Raw genomic sequence first — 19,290 nt, 5'->3', positions numbered from 1 at the left:
TGAGGAGTGTGTTGTAGATGGAAACCGATCAACTGAAGCTCAGCACGAAATGGCAAGGGGATTTTGTATTTGAGGCTGCTGGACAAGGCGGCCACACGCTGCGGATGGATGCTCATCAGGGAGTCGGGAACGACCAAGGATTGCTTCCGATGCAGGCGCTGCTCGGCTCGCTTGCCGGATGCGTCGGCATGGACGTCGTGATGATTCTGCGTGCCAGGATGAAAGATGTTCGCTCTATCGAAATCGTCACGGAAGGAGACAAACGCCGGAACCCGCCGAAGGAATTTTTGGCGATTACGGTTACCTTTATCGTGGAAGGGGACATCGACGCGGATAAAGTCTGGCATGCCATCGAAGTGAGCGGGGAGAAATACTGCCCGGTCGCCCATTCCTTAAAAGCGGACGTCGCGTATAAACTGGTTTTGAACGGCAAAGAGGCTGGCGCAAAATAGCGCCGGCTTTCGTTTTCACAGCGTATTTCCCTATGGTATGATGAATGGACAAAGAGGTGGTAGGATGCGGAAGAAGTTTGGGGATTTGAAGCGCAAGGGCAATGTCATCGTCTTTCCGACGACGGTCACTCGGCTGCTATCGGAGGGGATGACCAGTTTAAAGAATGAACAATACGCCGATGCCCGCGATAAACTGTACCAAGTGCTCGTCTACGAGCCAGACCATGCGGCGGCGCTCGGCGGATATGCCTACAGCTTATATGAGCTGGGGGAATTCGAGGAAGCGCTCGAAGTCGTGCAGGAATTGCTGCGCATCGGACCGATCCATTATTTGGAGACGATGGAACTATACATAAGCATTCTAATGCAAGTGAAGGAATTCGAAGAAGCCGAGAAGATGATCGAAGTGCTCATCGAGGAAAACGTCCTGCCGAAAGAGCGTTTGGAGCAATTCCATCAATTGCGCGATCTTAATGAACGCATTGCCGAAAGCGCAGCCTCTGCCAAACGGGAAACAGGCCAATTTAGCCTGGAGCAATTTTTGCCGCTTAGCGCTTCCGAACAGGAGCAGCGGGTGACTGAATTGCCGAAAGAAGCGTATGGTGCCATGAGGAACCAGCTGATTGAATTGATCAAGCATCCGGAAGTGGATTGGGTGGCGAAATCCTATCTGCTGCTCATGCTCCGTGAACAACAGATAAGCGGGACGGTGAATGTCGGAAAGTTTCATTATAAAAACGAGCTTGCGATCGACAAGCTACCGGACCCATTGAAAGACGCCCGTCTAATCGGGATTCGCAAGCGTTTGGAAGAGTCTTTGGAGAAAGAGCCGGCCAAGCTGCAGATGGCGATGGAGTTGGTCGATCGGCACATTTATCTGCTATATCCGTTTTTCTGGGAAGAGTTTGAGGAAGCGGAAATTGCCGAAGCCTACCACGCGTATCTCGATAGTTTGTTCAGCGGAGAAGCGGGAGCAAAAGCCGATCCGAAATTGCTGGAATTGCTCATGCAGGCCGAGGCATACATAGAATTGCGCAATGGTTAGAAATAGTTGAACCTGCTCGTATGTGTGATATAATGTGGAGGTTGTCAAAAATCGTACAAATTTCGTACATGACTTTGTAAAAAATTGTTTGGAGGGCTTATACATGTCAGCAAAATGGGAAAAGCAAGAAGGTAACGTCGGAGTACTTACAGTAGAAGTGCCGGCTGAAGAAGTAAACGGCGCGCTTGATAAAGCGTTCAAAAAAGTCGTTAAAGAAATTAACGTACCAGGATTCCGCAAAGGGAAAATGCCACGCCAAATGTTCGAAAAACGTTTCGGTGTAGAATCTCTTTACCAGGATGCACTTGATTTCATCCTGCCTGACGCTTACGCGAACGCAGTCGAAGAAGCAGGCATCAACCCGGTTGACCGCCCTGAAATCGACATTGAAAAATTGGAAAAGAACGAGCCGTTGGTATTCACTGCTAAAGTAACAGTGAAACCTGAAGTAGAACTCGGCGAATACAAAGGCCTTGAAGTTTCCAAAGAAGACACGAACGTGACGGATGAGGAAATCGAAGAGCAATTGAAAGAAAGCCAAGAACGCATGGCTGAATTGACTGTCAAAGAAGACGGACAAGTTGAAAACGGCGACACAGCTGTCATCGACTTCGAAGGATTCGTAGACGGAGAAGCGTTTGAAGGCGGAGCAGGCAACGACTACTCCCTAGAAATCGGTTCTAACTCATTCATCCCAGGCTTCGAAGAGCAATTGATCGGCGCTAAAACGGGCGAACAAAAAGACGTTGAAGTCACTTTCCCTGAAGAATACCACGCTGAAGAGCTTGCTGGAAAATCGGCAACGTTCAAAGTGACGGTAAACGAAGTGAAAGCGAAAGAACTTCCTGAACTGAACGATGAGTTCGCTAAAGAACTTGACGAAGAAGTAGAAAGCCTTGACGCACTTCGCACGAAAATGAAAGAAAACTTGAAAGCGGAGAAAGACAACGCTTCTGAAACACAAATGCGCGATCAGCTTGTACAAAAAGCGGCAGAAAACGCTACAGTTGAAATCCCGCAAGCGATGATCGATTCTGAAATCGACCGCATGATGCAAGACTTCGAACAACGCCTAAGCCAGCAAGGCATGAACAAGGAATTGTACTTCCAGTTCTCAGGCCAAGACGAAGACGCTCTTCGCGAGCAAATGAAGGCTGATGCTGAAACACGCGTACGCGTATCATTGACGCTTGAAGCAATCGCGAAAGCAGAAAACATGGAAGTCACTTCTGAAGACATCGACAAAGAACTTGAGAAAATGGCTGGCCAATTCAACATGGACGCTGAACAAATCAAAACAGCTCTAGGCGGCACTGAAATGCTAGAAAACGACATCCGTATGCAGAACACGGTTGAGTTCCTAGTGGAGAACGCTAAAGTTACTGACGCTAAAGCTGCAGAATAACACATAAGATTCTTAATAGGACAAGGTGCGGCAACCGCACCTTGTTTTCTATACATAATGGCAAACAAATTCAAGTTCCTACATATAAAGGCTGTTTCTTTGGCATAGTTCTAATTAGTTGATACAATCAAAATAATCTTGTAACATAATGGCTTGAATAGGGGTGACTAAATTGTTCAAATTCAATGATGAAAAAGAGCATTTGAAATGTTCGTTTTGCGGTAAGCCGCAGGAACAAGTTCGTAAACTGGTCGCAGGGCCAGGTGTATATATTTGCGACGAGTGCATCGAGCTTTGCACGGAAATCGTAGAAGAGGAACTCGGAACAGAAGAAGAAACTGAGTTCAAGGAAGTACCAAAACCGAAAGAAATCATGGATATCCTTGGCGGTTATGTAATTGGCCAAGACAAGGCGAAAAAATCCTTGGCAGTAGCGGTTTACAACCATTACAAACGCGTCAATTCCCAAAGCAAGATCGACGATGTCGAACTTTCGAAATCGAATATCGTCTTGATCGGGCCAACAGGGAGCGGGAAAACTTTGCTTGCGCAAACACTCGCGCGCATCCTGAATGTGCCGTTTGCAATTGCGGATGCAACATCGCTTACTGAAGCTGGGTATGTCGGGGAAGATGTCGAGAACATCTTGCTCAAATTGATCCAAGCGGCAGACTACGATGTGGACCGTGCAGAAAAAGGTATCATTTATATCGATGAAATCGATAAAGTGGCGCGCAAATCCGAGAACCCGTCGATTACACGCGACGTTTCCGGTGAAGGCGTACAACAAGCTTTATTGAAAATCCTGGAAGGCACGACAGCGAGCGTTCCCCCACAAGGCGGGCGCAAGCATCCTCATCAGGAATTCATCCAAATCGATACGACGAACGTCTTGTTCATCGTAGGCGGCGCGTTTGACGGCGTTGACCAAATCATCAAACGCCGTCTCGGAAATAAAATCATCGGCTTCGGTGCAGATCCGAACAAAGAAGAAATGGACGAAAAATCCCTTCTTAGCCAATTAATTCCAGAGGACTTGTTGAAATTCGGCTTGATCCCTGAATTTATCGGCCGTCTGCCAGTGCTCGCAAGCCTTGAGCAATTGGACGAAAATGCACTTGTGCAGATTCTGACAGAGCCGAAAAACGCACTTATCAAGCAATACCAGAAGATGATGGAGCTTGATGGCGTCACATTGACATTCGAACACGACGCGCTGATCGAAATTTCACGCCTCGCAATCGAGCGGAAAACAGGCGCACGCGGATTGCGCTCAATCATCGAGAACATCATGCTTGATGTGATGTATGATTTGCCATCCCGCGAAGATATCGTCGAATGCATCATCACAAAAGAAACAGTGACCGAGAATTCCCAGCCGAAATTGATGCTGGAAGACGGCACTGAGTTCGATAACGGTAATAACGAAAAAACATCCGCTTAAAGTTTGGCTGATGCACAAGAATAGGATGATACGGGCTGACTCTGAATCGTGCACATCCGCGCGTATGGGGGTCAGCCCTTTTTCCACGAAAAAACAACAGTCTTCGAGATAATTGGAGCAGACTGACAGAGAGAAAGAGAAATGACGGAGGTGCACTTAGTTATGGCGAAGAAAAAAGTGACAAAACAAGTCCCGCTCTTGCCGCTTCGCGGACTGCTCGTCTTCCCGTCGATGGTCTTGCATATTGATGTCGGCCGGGAGCGTTCAGTAGCAGCGCTTGAGCAAGCGATGATGGATGACCAGATCGTCTTTTTGGCGACCCAGAAAGATATGGCAGTAGAACAGCCAGATAAAGACGATTTGCATAAAATCGGCACATTGGCTTATGTAAAACAAATGCTGAAATTGCCGAATGGCACGATCCGCGTGTTGGTGGAAGGCCTTGAACGCGGCCAGTGGAACCAATACGAGGACGGCGAGAAATTCACGCAAGTGGAAGTGACGTCATTCCCGGATGAACCGGAACGCGATGCAGAGCAAGATGCGTTGATGCGCATTTTGCTGGAGCAATTTGAAATCTTCGGCAAAGGCTCGAAAAAAGTGACGACCGAAACTTTCAATACAGTGGCAGATATCGAAGAACCTGGCCGTTTGGCGGACATGATTGCTTCCCATCTATCGCTGAAATTGCAAGGGAAGCAGGAAGTGCTTGAAACTTTCGATATCACGAAACGCCTTGAACTCTTGATCAGCCGCCTGCATAACGAGCAGGAAGTGGCCGATATCGAAAAACGCATCAACGACCGTGTGAAAAAAGCGATGGAGCAAACGCAAAAAGAGTTTTATCTTCGCGAACAGATGAAAGCGATCCAAACCGAACTTGGTGACAAGGACGGCAAAGGCGCAGAAGTGGCCGACTTGAAAAAACGCATCGAAGAAGCCGGCATGCCGGAATCGACCGAGAAGACGGCGTTGAAAGAGTTGGACCGTTATGAGAAATTGCCTTCAGCTGCGGCGGAAAGCGGCATCATCCGCAATTACATCGAATGGCTTGTGACGATTCCTTGGTCTGAAACGACTGAAGACCGCCTCGATATCAATTACGCGGAAGAAGTGTTGAACCGCGACCACGACGGCCTTGAAACGGTAAAAGAACGCGTGCTTGAATATTTGGCTGTCCAGCAGATGACCAAGTCGCTGCGCGGGCCGATTCTTTGCCTTGTCGGGCCTCCGGGCGTCGGGAAGACATCTCTTGCCCGTTCGATCGCCGATTCGCTTGACCGCAATTTTGTCCGCATCTCGCTCGGCGGCGTGCGCGATGAGTCCGAGATCCGCGGCCACCGCCGCACGTATGTCGGCGCAATGCCTGGGCGCATCATTCAAGGAATGAAAAAAGCAGGCACTGTCAATCCGGTATTCCTGCTTGATGAAATCGATAAAATGTCCAACGACTTCCGCGGCGACCCGTCGTCAGCGATGCTTGAAGTATTGGACCCTGAACAAAACAATTCCTTCAGCGACCATTACATCGAAGAAAGCTATGATCTATCGAATGTGCTGTTCATCGCGACTGCCAATGACCTCGGATCGATTCCAGGGCCGCTGCGCGACCGCATGGAAGTCATTTCGATTGCAGGCTATACAGAACTTGAGAAGAAATTGATCGCCAAAAACCATTTGGCGCCGAAACAATTGAAAGAGCACGGCTTGACGCCGGAGCAATTGGATTTCCAAGAAGACGCATTCGTTTCCATGATCCGCTATTACACGCGGGAAGCCGGCGTGCGCGGTCTGGAACGCCAAATCGCTTCTGTCTGCCGGAAAGTAACCAAGCAAATCGTTTCAAAAGAAAAAGAACAGGTGACAGTCGGCGCGGAAGAAGTCGAGAGCTATCTTGGCAAGAAGAAATTCCGCTATGGCGTGGCTGAAAGTGAAAACCAAGTGGGCGTTGCGACTGGCCTCGCTTATACTGCTGTTGGCGGAGACACTTTACAGATCGAAGTGTCGCTATCTGCAGGCAAAGGCAAGCTGCAATTGACCGGTAAATTAGGCGACGTCATGAAAGAGTCGGCACAGACGGCGTTATCGTTTGTCCGGGCACAGGCGGAATCGCTTGGCATCGACCCGAATTTCCAAGAAGCTCATGACATTCATATCCACGTGCCGGAAGGAGCCGTTCCAAAAGACGGCCCATCCGCCGGTGTGACAATTGCGACAGCGCTTGTTTCCGCACTCACGAAGCGCCCCGTGCGCCGCGACGTCGGCATGACAGGGGAAATCACCCTTCGCGGACGCGTCTTGCCGATTGGCGGGCTGAAAGAAAAAACTTTGAGCGCCCACCGTGCAGGATTGAAGACGATCATCGTCCCTGCGGAAAATGAACGCGACCTTGACGATATTCCGGAAACGATCCGTGAAGAATTGGAATTCCACCTCGTCAGTCAAGCGGAACAAGCGCTCGAAATTGCGCTGGAAGGAGTAAAAGAATGAAGGTCCATAACGTAGAACTAGTGATTAGCGCGGTTCGTCCAGCGCAATACCCCGAAACCGAGCTTCCCGAGTTTGCACTCGCCGGACGCTCGAATGTCGGGAAATCGTCTTTTATTAATAAACTGATCGGCCGCAAAAGCATGGCGCGTATTTCGTCCAAGCCCGGCAAAACGCAAACTTTGAACTTTTACAAGATTGAAGAAGACTTGTTTTTTGTCGACGTTCCGGGATACGGGTATGCAAAAGTATCCAAAAGCGAACGTGAAGCATGGGGCAAGATGATCGAGACGTATATTACAAGCCGCGAGCAATTGCGTGCAGTGGTCCAAATCGTCGACCTTCGTCATCCGCCGAGCAAAGATGACCAGATGATGTATGATTTCATGAAACATTACGGTATCCCGTGTATCATCATCGCGACGAAAGCCGACAAGATCCCGAAAGGCAAATGGGACAAGCATAAGAAAATCGTCCGTGAAGGACTTGATATGGAGAAAGGCGATCCATTAATCGTCTTTTCTTCCGAAACTGGGCTCGGCCAAGAAGCCGCCTGGCAGGAAATCGAAAAACGCATGTAAGCAAACAGGCAATTCGCCTGACTGGCTTTCAATTAAACAGGACCCGGAAAATTATTGATTTTCCGGGTCCTGTTTTTTGTTTTGTAAATAGTGATCAGCTGAAATATATGAACCAGATAATTATACAAGTAAGCGAGATGAATGGCTCGTCGGTTATTTCTTCATAAAGTAGTCGCCTCCCACTTTGGGCATGCCTCCCTCAATAAGCCAAGAAGAACACTTGTCTTATTGCTCCGGCTCGCCCTTGTACGCGGTTCGGCTCTTAAATTTCACTGGATATTGTGTGCGAGGATGTATCACTGTTGATTGACTTCATCCGCTGTTGAGGATGCTTAGCTGAAATTGATAGTGACATGAATTGTTCATTATTGCCTGCATCTCTGAGTAGTCGCCTCCCGCTTGGGGCTGGCCTCCTGCAATAAGCCAAGAAGAACACTTGTCTTATCGCTCCGGCTCGCCCGTATGCGCGGTTCGGCTTTTAGATTTCATTGGATGTTGGATGCGAAGAAGTGTCACTGTTAATTGTTTTTATCCGCTCTTGGCGACGCTTAGCTAAACTTGATATTGCAGAGAAGTTCCGTGCGCTGTTCAATTTGAATTTATGGAGACGATTAAAGTTTTTCACGCTTGCTTCAGTGTATGACGAATTATATTTCCTATCTAAAACTAGAGATGAAGCGCAAAGGGGCGACTCTGGAGGGATCAGGACGAGCTGAAGACCCTGGACTGAGCGCTAGCGAGGGAAGCGGCTGAAGCCGGCCCCCTCAGAAAGCGTCCCCTTGAAGCGAAATCTCCACCGCATACATTTCCTATTCAAATTCTGTAACTCACATAACTTTTTCCCGATTCAACACCATGAAAATCACCATTCATTGTGCATAAGTTCACAGTTAATTCCGACTACAAGCGTTATACTTGTGACACCATAATCGCTTTGCTAGAATTGTAATTAGGTTAAGTTTAGAATGATTATAAAGTGGAGTTTCCACAGCGGAAACCCTTGTACGATAAAGCAAAGTTCAAGCAGGTTCATGCCTTGTTCACAAAATCGCAGGCATAATCTGATGGAAAAGTGGTATACTTAGGGAAATGAAATATTGAACGCGAAAGGTGTTTTAAGCCCATGCATACACTCGTAGTCGGGGTCAACTACCGTTCAGCGCCTGTATCGATCCGTGAGAAGCTGTCGTTCATCGAAAGCGAGCTTCCGCAAGCGATGCAAGCCCTGCAACAACAAAAAAGCATATTGGAGAACGTCATCGTATCGACATGCAACCGGACGGAGATCTATGCCGTCGTGGACCAACTGCATACCGGCCGTTTTTACGTGAAGCAATTTTTGGCTTCCTATTTCGACATTCCGATGGAGCAGTTCTCCCAGTATTTATTCCTTCATGAACAGGACGAAGCAATTGATCATTTGTTCCGTGTCACTGCCGGAATCGATTCGATGGTCCTTGGTGAAACGCAGATTCTCGGCCAAGTGAAATCGAGTTTCCTCGCAGGCCAGGAAATCGGCACGACGGGAACTGTCTTCAATCAATTGTTCAAGCAAGCGGTGACGCTGGCGAAACGTGCGCATAACGAAACAGCGATCGGCGAGAATGCCGTATCGGTTTCTTACGCAGCGGTCGAGCTTGGCAAGAAAATCTTCGGTTCGTTGAAGAACAAGCATGTCGTCATTCTCGGGGCAGGGAAAATGGGCGAACTCGCCATCAAGAACCTGCAAGGAAGCGGGGCGGATCGCATCACGGTCATCAACCGCACATTCGAGAAAGCGGAAGTGCTCGCCGGTAAATTCGGCGGCACGGCGAAACCTTTGAATCAATTGCAATGCGCCTTACTGGAAGCGGACATCCTGATTTCTTCTACTGGCTCGACTGATTTTGTCATCGACCTCGAATTGATGCAGTTTGTCGAGAAGCTGAGAAAAGGCAAGCCGTTGTTCATGGTCGATATCGCGGTACCGCGCGATATGGATCCGCGCATCGGCGATCTTCAGAACGTCTTCCTATATGATATTGATGATATGCAAGGCATCGTCGAAGCGAACCTCGCTGAACGTGAACGTGCGGCGAAACAAATCACCGGCATGATCGAGCAAGAAGCAGAGCAGTTCAATGACTGGCTTGGCACGCTCGGCGTCGTTCCGGTCATTTCCGCACTGCGTGAAAAAGCGCTCGGCATCCAGGCGGAAACGATGGAAAGCATCGAGAACAAAATGCCGGATTTGACGGATCGTGAGAAGAAGATCCTCAACAAGCACACGAAATCGATCATCAACCAATTATTGAAAGAGCCGATTTTGCAGGCCAAGGAAATGGGTACGGCCAAGAAATCACGCGAACAGCTTGAATTGTTCATGCAGATTTTCGGCATTGAAGATGAAGTCGAAGAACAGCGTGAAAAACAAGCGCTTGCGACGCGCCAAAAAGCGGAGCGTGCACGCCTTGAAAAGCAGCAAGAAGCACTGCAAGGACAAGAAAATCCAGGCTATACTGTATAAAAGCATTTCCAATTGGCGTGGATTTTCATCTCCATCGCCGTAAATGACCCAACTGGGCCGCGAAAGCGGGATAGAGCTATCTTATAATGAGGCGTTTTCGAATCTATATGTTAAAATGTAGAGGCGAAACGCCTTTAATTATGGAAACGAAGGGGAATAGGATGGCTGATATAACAATGGCAAGGCTGCATGAAGCTATGGTTATACTATATGCTATCAGCCTTGTCTTTTATTTTGTCGATTATTTATATACTACGAAAAAAGCCATCCGGATCGCCATGTCACTTCTTGGGGCCGTGTGGTTATTGCAGACCGTGTTCCTGGTGCTCTATATCATAGAGACGCAGCGCTTCCCGGTACTGACTTTGTTTGAAGGCATTTATTTCTATGCGTGGCTATTGGTTACGCTATCGCTCGTCTTGCGGATTTTCTACCGCTTCGACTTTGCGGTATTTTTAATCAATATCATCGGATTCATCTTTATGGTTATCCATACTTTTGCGCCGGTCCAGATCGAACGGTCGCCGGTCGGGGAAGCTTTGGTGTCGGAGTTGTTGTTCATCCACATCACGTTCGCGATTCTGTCCTATGCGGCGTTTTCTCTGTCGTTCGTCTTTTCCGCGCTTCACTTGCTGTTATACAGGCTGTTGAAGCAGAAAAAATGGACAAAGCAATGGAGCAGCTTGCCGTCACTCGGGCAGACCGAACAGGGCATGACCATTTCCATCCTGGTCGGGATCCCGATGCTGTTTGTCTCGCTCGTTCTCGGCTTCCAATGGGCAGTGGTATCATTGGAGGAATTTTCCATTTTAGATGTAAAAATCGTGGGTTCGTTCATCCTGTTGATTGTCTATAGCTTCATTCTATGGCGTCACCGGCGGGGGAACTTGAATGGCATGAATTATGCCTGGGCCCATTTGTATGCATTTTTGTTATTGCTGCTTAATTTCTTTTTCGGCAGCCGGTTATCGGAATTTCATTTTTGGTATTAATAGAAAGGTAGGATTCAGTTGAGAAAAATCATTGTAGGGTCAAGAAGAAGTAAGCTTGCGTTGACGCAAACCAACCAATTCATCGAGAAAATGAAAGCGGCAGGTGCGCCGTTTGAATTCGAGATCAAGGAGATCGTCACTAAAGGCGACCGCATCCTGGATGTCCAATTGTCGAAAGTGGGAGGCAAAGGGCTGTTCGTGAAAGAAATCGAGCAGGCGCTTTATGCCAAGGAAATCGATTTTGCCGTCCACAGCATGAAAGACATGCCGGCTGTTCTTCCCGAAGGTTTTGTCATCGGCTGTATCCCGGACCGTGAAGACCCGCGCGATGCATTCATCGCGAATGATCATGTGAAATTAATGGATCTGCCAGTCGGCGCTGTCGTCGGCACAAGCAGCTTACGCCGAAGCTCGCAGCTTCTTTTACTACGCCCGGACCTCGATGTCCAGTGGATTCGCGGAAATATCGATACACGCCTTGCTAAGCTCCATGCAGGGGATTTCGATGCCATCATCTTGGCAGCAGCCGGATTGAAACGCATGGGCTGGGGCGATGACATCGTCACTGAATTCATGGATACAGAAGACTGCCTGCCGGCGATCGGCCAAGGCGCACTAGCTATCGAATGCCGTGAAGACGATGAAGAGCTTCTTGCGGAACTCGCAAAAGTGAACGATAAAAAAACAGAACTTGCCGTCACGGCGGAACGTAAATTTCTGAAAGACATGAACGGCAGCTGCCAAGTGCCGATTGCGGGATACGCAACGGTTTCAGGTGATGAAATTTCGTTCACAGGATTAATCTCAGCTCCAGAAGGCGACCAAGTGTATAAAGAATCAGCGGCCGGCAAAGACCCGATTGAAGCGGGTCGTATCGTAGCTGAAAAAATCAGTGCACAAGGCGGATATGATTTGATCCAGCGTGTCATCGCCGAAAGCAATGTGTAAGAAAAAACCGGTCATCATTTTTACCGGCAGCCGGCTGCCGAAAGAAGCGGTAGAGCTGGCGCTGCAGAACGGGGCGCAAGTGGAATATTTTCCGTTGATCGAAACGGTGCTTCGAAAAACGGATGCGCCTGATTTCGGGCGCTACGGCTGGCTTATTTTCACGAGCCGCAATAGCGCAGAAGCTTTTTGCAAACTGCATCCCGAAACGAACGCGAAAATAGCGGCTGTCGGCGACAAGACCGCTGAAATGCTAGAAGAACACGGCTATACGGTCGATTTCATCCCATCAACGTTCAGTGCCGATGTCTTTGTCCAGGAATTTCCGGACATCGCCGGCAAGGAACGCTGTTTGTTTGTCCGGGGGGCTCTCGCCAAAGACACGATTTTGTCGATGCCGCTTGCGATTGATGAATGGACCGTCTACGATACCGTCAAAAAGAGCAGCAATGCACAAGCGCTCGCGGGCATGTCCGATGTCACGATTATTTTCGCCAGCCCTTCGGCAGTTTCCGCTTACACGGATGCGGGCGGAAATTTCAAGGACATCCAGATTGCCGCGATTGGGCATATTACCGAACGAGCCATCATGGAAGCGGGGGGAGAGGTTCATTTCCGCCCTGAAACCTATACGTATCTTGAAATCATCCAGACAATAGCGAAAGGAAGTTGCAACTTATGAAAGACTTGAAATTCGATCGCCACCGCCGATTGCGCGGTTCTGCGAATCTTCGTGCAATGGTCCGTGAAACCTCGGTACATAAAGAGGATTTCATCTACCCGATTTTTGTCGTGGAAGGCGAAAACTATAAACAAGAAATTTCTTCAATGCCAGGCGTCTACCATTATTCAATTGACCGCCTTGGCGAAGAATTGGACGAAGTGGTCGAACTCGGCATTCCGTCCGTCATTCTTTTCGGTGTTCCAAAAGATAAAGACCCAGTCGGTTCGCAAGCTTATCATGACCACGCGATCACTCAAGAAGCGATTCGTTTTACCAAACAGCGCCATCCGGAACTCGTCGTTATCGCCGATACATGCCTATGTCAATACACAGACCATGGCCACTGTGGCGTCATCGAAGACGGCGTCATCTTGAATGACGAGTCGCTCGACTTGTTGGCGCGTACAGCGGTATCCCAAGCGAAAGCAGGGGCAGACATCATCGCGCCATCGAACATGATGGACGGGTTTGTCGCAGCGATCCGCTACGGTCTTGATGAAGCCGGATTCAGCCATATTCCGATCATGTCATACGGCGTGAAATATGCTTCCGCTTACTACGGCCCGTTCCGCGAAGCGGCGCATTCTACGCCTCAATTCGGGGACCGCAAAACCTACCAAATGGACCCGGCAAACCGCATGGAAGCACTTCGTGAAGCGTCATCTGACGTCAATGAAGGCGCAGATTTCATGATCGTCAAACCGGCATTGTCTTATCTTGATATCATCCGCGAAGTACGCGATAACTTCGACATCCCCATCGTCGCTTACAATGTGTCCGGCGAATACGCAATGGTTAAAGCAGCCGCACAAAACGGGTGGGTTGATGAAGAGAAAATCGTTCTTGAAACTTTGCTCAGCATGAAACGTGCGGGCGCAGATATTCTGATGTCGTACCACGCAAAAGACGCGGTACGCTGGCTGGAGGGGAAATAATATGGGATACGAAAACTCTAAACAAGCATTCGAAGAAGCGAAAACATTGATGCCAGGCGGCGTCAACAGCCCGGTGCGAGCATTTAAATCGGTCAATATGGACCCGATTTTCATGCAATCCGGCAGCGGCGCGACCATTACGGACGTCGACGGCAATACGTATATCGATTACGTCTTGTCTTGGGGCCCGCTGATTCTGGGCCATGCCCATCCTGAAGTGGTGAAAGCCATCCAGGAACAGGCAACACTTGGCACTTCATTTGGCACACCAACGACCCTTGAAAACGATATGGCAAAACTCGTCCAAGAGCGCGTGCCGTCAATTGAAATGGTCCGTATGGTATCGTCCGGTACAGAAGCGACGATGAGCGCATTGCGCGTGGCACGTGGCTATACTGGTCGTAACAAAATCTTGAAATTCGAAGGCTGCTACCACGGCCATGGCGATAGCTTGTTGATTAAAGCAGGATCTGGCGTTGCGACACTCGGCTTGCCGGATTCACCAGGCGTTCCTGAATCTGTGGCAAAAAACACGATCACGGTTCCTTATAACGATTTGGAAAGCGTGCGTCTAGCATTCCAGGAATTCGGCGATGACTTGGCTGCTGTGATCGTCGAGCCGGTTGCCGGCAATATGGGCGTCGTCCCGCCAGCTGAAGGGTTCCTTCAAGAACTGCGGAACTTGACTCATGAAAACGGCACCGTCTTGATCTTCGATGAAGTCATGACCGGCTTCCGCGTCGGCTATAATTGTGCACAAGGCCATTACAGCGTCACGCCGGACATGACATGCCTTGGCAAAGTCATCGGCGGCGGATTGCCTGTCGGCGCATTCGGCGGCAAGCGTGAAATCATGGAGCAAGTCGCACCGAGCGGCTCGATCTATCAGGCGGGCACACTGTCCGGAAACCCGCTCGCGATGCGTGCAGGCTTTGAGACATTGTCGCGTTTGAACGAAGCAAGCTACGAAACATTCGTCGAACGTGGTGATCAGCTGGAAAAAGGTTTCCGCGAAGCGGCTGAAAAATACAATATCCCGCATACGGTCAACCGTGCTGGTTCGATGATCGGCTTCTTCTTCACGAATGAGGAAGTGACGAACTTTGAAACGGCTTCGAGTTCCGACCTTGAGTTGTTTGCGGAGTACTATCGTTTGATGGCGGAAGAAGGCATTTACTTGCCACCATCCCAGTTTGAAGGCATGTTCCTATCTACTGCCCATACACCTGAACATATCGAACGCACAGTTCAAGCATTCCATAATGTGTTTGCGAAACTAGCGAGATAAATGAAACAAATCGTCCTTGAAGGCCATTATGAATGGCTTTTGGGGGCGTTTTTTTGTAGTTGAGTTAAATTTTAATCATGGCTTGTGCATTAATAATAGAGAGTGTGGGGTTTGGAGATTGCGCTTCAGGGGCACGCTTTCCGGAGGGCTCGCATTGAGCCGCTTCGTCACTACGTTCCTGCAGGGTCTCAATTGTCTCGCTATTCCTCCAGGAGTCGGCCCCTTCCGCTCCATCTCTGTATGTAAAATAAACCATATCGTTGTTTTATTCAGAGTTTAATTTTATTACGTACATACCATGATAAAAAAGCTGATTCGGAGTTGCTTCAATCGATATTCTCAAATCTAATACGCTTCAATATTTTTGAGAAGTGCATTTTCTGTCTAATAGTCTGGTAATATAAAACTAATGGAAATTTTAATTAGTGAAAGTTGGTAACGCATTGAAACGTTTTCTGGTAACTTTGGCCATCGCGCTTGGCGCTGGCTTTTTGTTCAGCTTGACCGGCTTGTTCCTGCCGTGGCTGTTGGGTCCGATGGCGGCTTTTCTCATTTTGCGGCAAGTGACCAATATGAAGTTCCACTGGCCGAAAGTGTTCCGGACGCTCGGGCTTTTGTTGCTCGGCGTCCAGATCGGCGCAGCTTTTACGCAGGAGTCGGTATTGTTGATGGCGGCGGATCTGCCGTATATGTTCATCATGACGATCGCGGTCGTGGTATTTTCTTTGGGGCTCGGCTTTGTGTTCCAGCGCATGACGCGCGTGACGATGTCGACGGCGTTGCTCGGTTCGATGCCCGGTGGTTTGTCGCAAATGGTGCTCATTTCTGAAGAAGTGAAATCCGCCAATGTGACGATCGTGTCGGTCATGCAGACTTTTCGCATCCTGCTCATCGTCTTCACCGTACCGCTCACTGCAGGACTCCTGTCGGGGCGTGCTTCCGGTGACATCACAGAGACGGCCTTCCGGTTCTCGCCGTATGCATTCGGCATCGCGCTAGTCTTCGGTTACGTCTTGTACTGGATCATGAAGCGCATTTCTTTTCCAGCGCGCGAATTGATGGCGCCGGTTCTTGCGATGGCTGTCGTCCAGACTTTGACCGGCAGCGATTTAATCGATTTGCCGGGACTCGTCATCATCATCGCACAAGTGTTGATCGGGACGCATCTCGGCTTGTCGATGGAAAAGCTCGGCGATTCCTTGGACGGGCGGATTGCAGGGGCAGTGTTCCTCAATACGGTACTGCTTATCGCATTTTCCGCGGGTCTTGCCTACGGGTTGGAACTGCTATTGCCGGAGTATCTATTCCTCGACTTTTTCTTGAGCGCAGCCCCTGGCGGCATGGCCGAGATGACCATTACTGCGCTTGAAGCGGGGGCGGATGTGCCGCTGGTGACGAGCTTCCATCTGTTCCGGCTGTTCTTCATCCTGCTCGTTGCGGCGCCGCTCGTGTCTTACTACGTGAAAAAGCTTGACGCTAAATCAGGCTATTGAGTACAATAAGCTTAACAGGATATTGATGCGTTGATGAGGATAGTAAAGTGTCCGGGACATTTCAGAGAGGAAGCCGAGTGGTGAGAAGCTTCCATGTTCCGCATTTGAATGTCACCTCGGAGCAGTTGCCGTGAAATGAGTAGCGGGAACCGGATGCGAATCCGTTATCGAACTTGAGAGCCAGGCGAATTTTGCCTGTGTATAAAGGTGGTACCGCGAAAAACTCCTTCGTCCTTTACGAGACGACAGGAGTTTTTTTGTATTCATTTTCAAGTTCGACAGTAAACAGAGCCGAATGTTGGCCAAGAGGAGGAATTTGGATGAGCAAGCAATTATCAACGAAATACGAACCGCAAGCAATCGAACAAGGGCGTTACGACTGGTGGGTGGACAATAAATTCTTCGAAGCGAAACCGGAAAGCGGCAAAACGCCATATACGATCGTCATCCCGCCGCCGAACGTAACAGGCAAGCTACACTTGGGGCACGCTTGGGATACGACCTTGCAGGACATCATGACACGAATGAAGCGCATGCAGGGCTATGACGCCTTATGGCTGCCAGGGATGGACCATGCCGGTATCGCGACACAGGCGAAAGTCGAAGGCAAGCTGAAAGAAGAAGGCCGTTCACGCCACGATATGGGCCGCGAAGCGTTCCTTGAAGAGTCGTGGAAATGGAAAGAAGAATACGCAGGCCATATCCGCCAGCAATGGTCGAAACTTGGCCTAGGCCTCGACTATTCACGCGAGCGATTCACCTTGGACGAAGGCTTGTCAAAAGCGGTGCGTGAAGTATTCGTCAAATTATACGAGAAAAAATTAATTTACCGTGGTAAATACATCATCAACTGGGACCCAGCAACAAAAACGGCGATCTCGGATATCGAAGTTATCTACAAAGACGTACAAGGCGCGTTTTATCATATGCGTTATCCGCTGGCTGATGGTTCTGGCCATATCGAAATCGCGACGACACGCCCTGAGACGATGCTCGGCGATACAGCAGTAGCGGTTCACCCGAGAGATGAACGCTATCAGCATTTGATCGGCAAAAAAGTCATCTTGCCAATCATCGGCCGTGAAATTGAAATCGTTGCCGACGATTACGTGGATCGCGAATTCGGAAGCGGCGCGGTTAAGATCACGCCTGCGCATGACCCGAACGACTTTGAGATCGGCAATCGCCACAATTTGGAACGCGTCCTCATCATGCACGAAGACGGCTCGATGAACGAAAATGCCGGCAAATACGAAGGCATGGACCGCTTCGAATGCCGTAAAGCGATCATCAAAGATCTGCAGGACATGGAAGTTTTGTTCAAAATCGAAGAACACTTGCATTCAGTTGGGCATTCCGAGCGCAGCGGTGCTGTCGTAGAACCGTATTTGTCGACGCAATGGTTCGTGGACATGCAGCCACTCGCCAAAAAAGCGGTCGACAGCCAGAAGAGCGATGACGGTGTCAATTTCGTGCCGGACCGTTTCGAAAAAACCTATTTGCACTGGATGGAAAACATCCGCGATTGGTGCATCTCGCGTCAATTGTGGTGGGGCCATCAGATCCCGGCTTGGTACCATAACGAAACCGGCGAAATCTATGTTGGCCACGAGGCACCGGCGGACGCGGAAAACTGGACGCAAGATGAAGACGTATTGGATACGTGGTTCTCATCCGCCTTATGGCCGTTCTCGACACTCGGCTGGCCGGAAGAAAATGATGAGTTGAGCCGTTACTACCCGACCGATGCACTCGTGACGGGCTATGACATCATCAATTTCTGGGTATCGCGCATGATTTTCCAGGCGCTTGAATTCACTGGCGAGAAACCGTTCAAAGACGTGCTCATCCACGGCCTTGTACGGGATGCAGAAGGCCGCAAAATGTCGAAATCACTGGGCAACGGCGTCGACCCGATGGACGTTATCGCAGAATACGGCGCAGATTCCCTGCGCTACTTCCTGGCAACGGCATCATCTCCAGGGCAGGACTTGCGCTACTCGAATGACAAAGTCGAATCGGTTTGGAACTTTGCCAATAAAATATGGAACGCCTCGCGCTTTGCGATGATGAACATGGAAGGCATGGAGCACAAAGATATCGATTTGTCTGGCGAGAAATCCGTGGCGGACACATGGATCTTGACGCGCCTCAACGAAACGATCGAGCAAGTGACAGGCCTTGCGGAACGCTACGAGTTCGGGGAAGTCGGGCGCCTGCTTTATAACTTCATCTGGGATGATTTCTGTGACTGGTACATCGAAATGGCGAAATTGCCATTGTACGGGGAAGATGAACAAGCGAAAGCGATGACGCGTTCCGTTCTCGCTTATGTGCTCGATAACACGATGCGCTTGCTTCACCCGTTCATGCCGTTTATCACGGAAGAAATCTGGCAGAACTTGCCGACAGAAGGCGAATCGATCACGATTGCGGCTTGGCCGACAGTGAACGCTGAACTTAGCGACAACAAGAAAGCTGACAGCATGAAGCTATTGATGGACGTTATCCGTTCGGTCCGCACAATCCGTGCCGAAGTCCAGACGCCGATGAGCAAGAAAGTGCCGATGACGATCAGCGCGAAAGACGAAACAACTTTATCGGTGCTCGAAGAAAACGCAGCGTATATCGAACGTTTCTGCAACCCGGAGACGTTGACGATCGGCCACAACATCGAAGCACCAGAGAAATCGATGTCAGCGGTCGTGTCCGGAGCGGAATTGTTCATGCCGCTCGAAGGCTTGATCGACATCGAAGAAGAGTTGAAACGCCTGCAAAAAGAACTCGATAAATGGGCGAAAGAAGTCAAGCTCGTCCAAGGTAAATTGTCGAATGAACGCTTCGTGTCGAAAGCACCGGAAGCGGTAGTGGCAGAGGAACGCAAGAAAGAAGCGGATTACCTCGAGAAGCACGCGACGGTTGAAAAACGCATGGAAGAATTGAAGAATCTGTAATAGGAAAAAGCGATTCCCTTTAAGTGGGAATCGCTTTTT

General features: G+C 49.4%; 14 protein-coding genes and 1 other annotated feature. All 14 genes read left to right on the top strand.

All coding sequences use genetic code 11. The annotated features are described in order from the left end of the window. Positions 1 to 17 precede the first annotated feature (17 nt). Entirely contained in the window at positions 18 to 452 is a 435-nt protein-coding gene (locus DFR62_RS09980; protein ID WP_121300182.1) for an OsmC family protein, read from the top strand. Between the two features lie 64 nt (positions 453 to 516). Then, the gene (locus DFR62_RS09975) at positions 517 to 1,497 is read left to right on the top strand and encodes a tetratricopeptide repeat protein (protein WP_121300180.1); all 981 of its coding nucleotides are present in this window, start codon (positions 517 to 519) and stop codon (positions 1,495 to 1,497) included. 103 nt (positions 1,498 to 1,600) lie between these two features. Then, positions 1,601 to 2,902, top strand: coding sequence for a trigger factor (tig, locus tag DFR62_RS09970; RefSeq protein ID WP_121300178.1), 1,302 nt, complete (start codon positions 1,601 to 1,603; stop codon positions 2,900 to 2,902). A 172-nt stretch (positions 2,903 to 3,074) separates the two neighbouring features. Continuing rightward, on the top strand, positions 3,075 to 4,346 hold the full coding sequence (gene clpX, locus DFR62_RS09965; RefSeq protein WP_058381028.1) for an ATP-dependent protease ATP-binding subunit ClpX: 1,272 nt from the start codon (positions 3,075 to 3,077) through the stop codon (positions 4,344 to 4,346). Between the two features lie 162 nt (positions 4,347 to 4,508). Next, positions 4,509 to 6,836, top strand: a complete 2,328-nt coding sequence (lon, locus tag DFR62_RS09960; protein WP_121300176.1) for an endopeptidase La — start codon at positions 4,509 to 4,511, stop codon at positions 6,834 to 6,836. After that, positions 6,833 to 7,414, top strand: coding sequence for a ribosome biogenesis GTP-binding protein YihA/YsxC (yihA, locus tag DFR62_RS09955; protein ID WP_121300175.1), 582 nt, complete (start codon positions 6,833 to 6,835; stop codon positions 7,412 to 7,414). The genes lon and yihA overlap by 4 nt, the downstream gene beginning before the upstream one ends. A gap of 1,123 nt (positions 7,415 to 8,537) precedes the next feature. After that, on the top strand, positions 8,538 to 9,920 hold the full coding sequence (hemA, locus tag DFR62_RS09950) for a glutamyl-tRNA reductase (RefSeq protein WP_121300173.1): 1,383 nt from the start codon (positions 8,538 to 8,540) through the stop codon (positions 9,918 to 9,920). A 161-nt stretch (positions 9,921 to 10,081) separates the two neighbouring features. Further along, on the top strand, positions 10,082 to 10,912 hold the full coding sequence (ccsA, locus tag DFR62_RS09945; RefSeq protein WP_101190150.1) for a cytochrome c biogenesis protein CcsA: 831 nt from the start codon (positions 10,082 to 10,084) through the stop codon (positions 10,910 to 10,912). Positions 10,913 to 10,930: 18 nt separating this feature from the next. Continuing rightward, complete coding sequence (gene hemC, locus DFR62_RS09940) at positions 10,931 to 11,860, top strand: hydroxymethylbilane synthase (RefSeq protein WP_121300171.1); 930 nt, start codon at positions 10,931 to 10,933, stop codon at positions 11,858 to 11,860. Next, complete coding sequence (locus tag DFR62_RS09935; protein ID WP_121300169.1) at positions 11,835 to 12,539, top strand: uroporphyrinogen-III synthase; 705 nt, start codon at positions 11,835 to 11,837, stop codon at positions 12,537 to 12,539. The genes hemC and DFR62_RS09935 overlap by 26 nt, the downstream gene beginning before the upstream one ends. Beyond that, a complete protein-coding gene (gene hemB / locus DFR62_RS09930) occupies positions 12,536 to 13,516 on the top strand; it encodes a porphobilinogen synthase (RefSeq protein WP_121300167.1) in 981 nt (326 codons plus the stop codon). Before DFR62_RS09935 ends, hemB begins: the two co-directional genes overlap by 4 nt. Position 13,517: 1 nt before the next feature. Then, positions 13,518 to 14,804 carry a glutamate-1-semialdehyde 2,1-aminomutase gene (hemL, locus tag DFR62_RS09925; RefSeq protein ID WP_121300165.1) on the top strand — a complete coding sequence of 429 codons (1,287 nt, stop codon included), beginning with the start codon at positions 13,518 to 13,520 and terminating at the stop codon, positions 14,802 to 14,804. Between the two features lie 425 nt (positions 14,805 to 15,229). Beyond that, positions 15,230 to 16,297: an AbrB family transcriptional regulator gene (locus DFR62_RS09920; RefSeq protein WP_241663062.1), complete on the top strand. Its 1,068-nt coding sequence runs from the start codon at positions 15,230 to 15,232 to the stop codon at positions 16,295 to 16,297. Positions 16,298 to 16,318: 21 nt separating this feature from the next. Continuing rightward, positions 16,319 to 16,536: a binding site (T-box leader), on the top strand. A gap of 81 nt (positions 16,537 to 16,617) precedes the next feature. After that, positions 16,618 to 19,251, top strand: a complete 2,634-nt coding sequence (locus DFR62_RS09915; RefSeq protein WP_121300163.1) for a valine--tRNA ligase — start codon at positions 16,618 to 16,620, stop codon at positions 19,249 to 19,251. Positions 19,252 to 19,290 lie beyond the last annotated feature (39 nt).

Source organism: Planococcus citreus (assembly GCF_003664125.1).
GTDB lineage: Bacteria > Bacillota > Bacilli > Bacillales_A > Planococcaceae > Planococcus > Planococcus citreus.
This window is presented reverse-complemented; position numbering and strand designations above follow the sequence as displayed.

Bases quoted from the DNA above. Each gene is read 5' to 3' on its own strand.
- ccsA (WP_101190150.1), top strand. From the start codon at position 10,082: ATGGCTGATATAACAATGGCAAGGCTGCATGAAGCTATGGTTATACTA.
- lon (WP_121300176.1), top strand. From the start codon at position 4,509: ATGGCGAAGAAAAAAGTGACAAAACAAGTCCCGCTCTTGCCGCTTCGC.
- hemB (WP_121300167.1), top strand. From the start codon at position 12,536: ATGAAAGACTTGAAATTCGATCGCCACCGCCGATTGCGCGGTTCTGCG.
- DFR62_RS09915 (WP_121300163.1), top strand. From the start codon at position 16,618: ATGAGCAAGCAATTATCAACGAAATACGAACCGCAAGCAATCGAACAA.
- yihA (WP_121300175.1), top strand. From the start codon at position 6,833: ATGAAGGTCCATAACGTAGAACTAGTGATTAGCGCGGTTCGTCCAGCG.
- DFR62_RS09980 (WP_121300182.1), top strand. From the start codon at position 18: ATGGAAACCGATCAACTGAAGCTCAGCACGAAATGGCAAGGGGATTTT.
- hemL (WP_121300165.1), top strand. From the start codon at position 13,518: ATGGGATACGAAAACTCTAAACAAGCATTCGAAGAAGCGAAAACATTG.
- hemA (WP_121300173.1), top strand. From the start codon at position 8,538: ATGCATACACTCGTAGTCGGGGTCAACTACCGTTCAGCGCCTGTATCG.
- DFR62_RS09975 (WP_121300180.1), top strand. From the start codon at position 517: ATGCGGAAGAAGTTTGGGGATTTGAAGCGCAAGGGCAATGTCATCGTC.
- tig (WP_121300178.1), top strand. From the start codon at position 1,601: ATGTCAGCAAAATGGGAAAAGCAAGAAGGTAACGTCGGAGTACTTACA.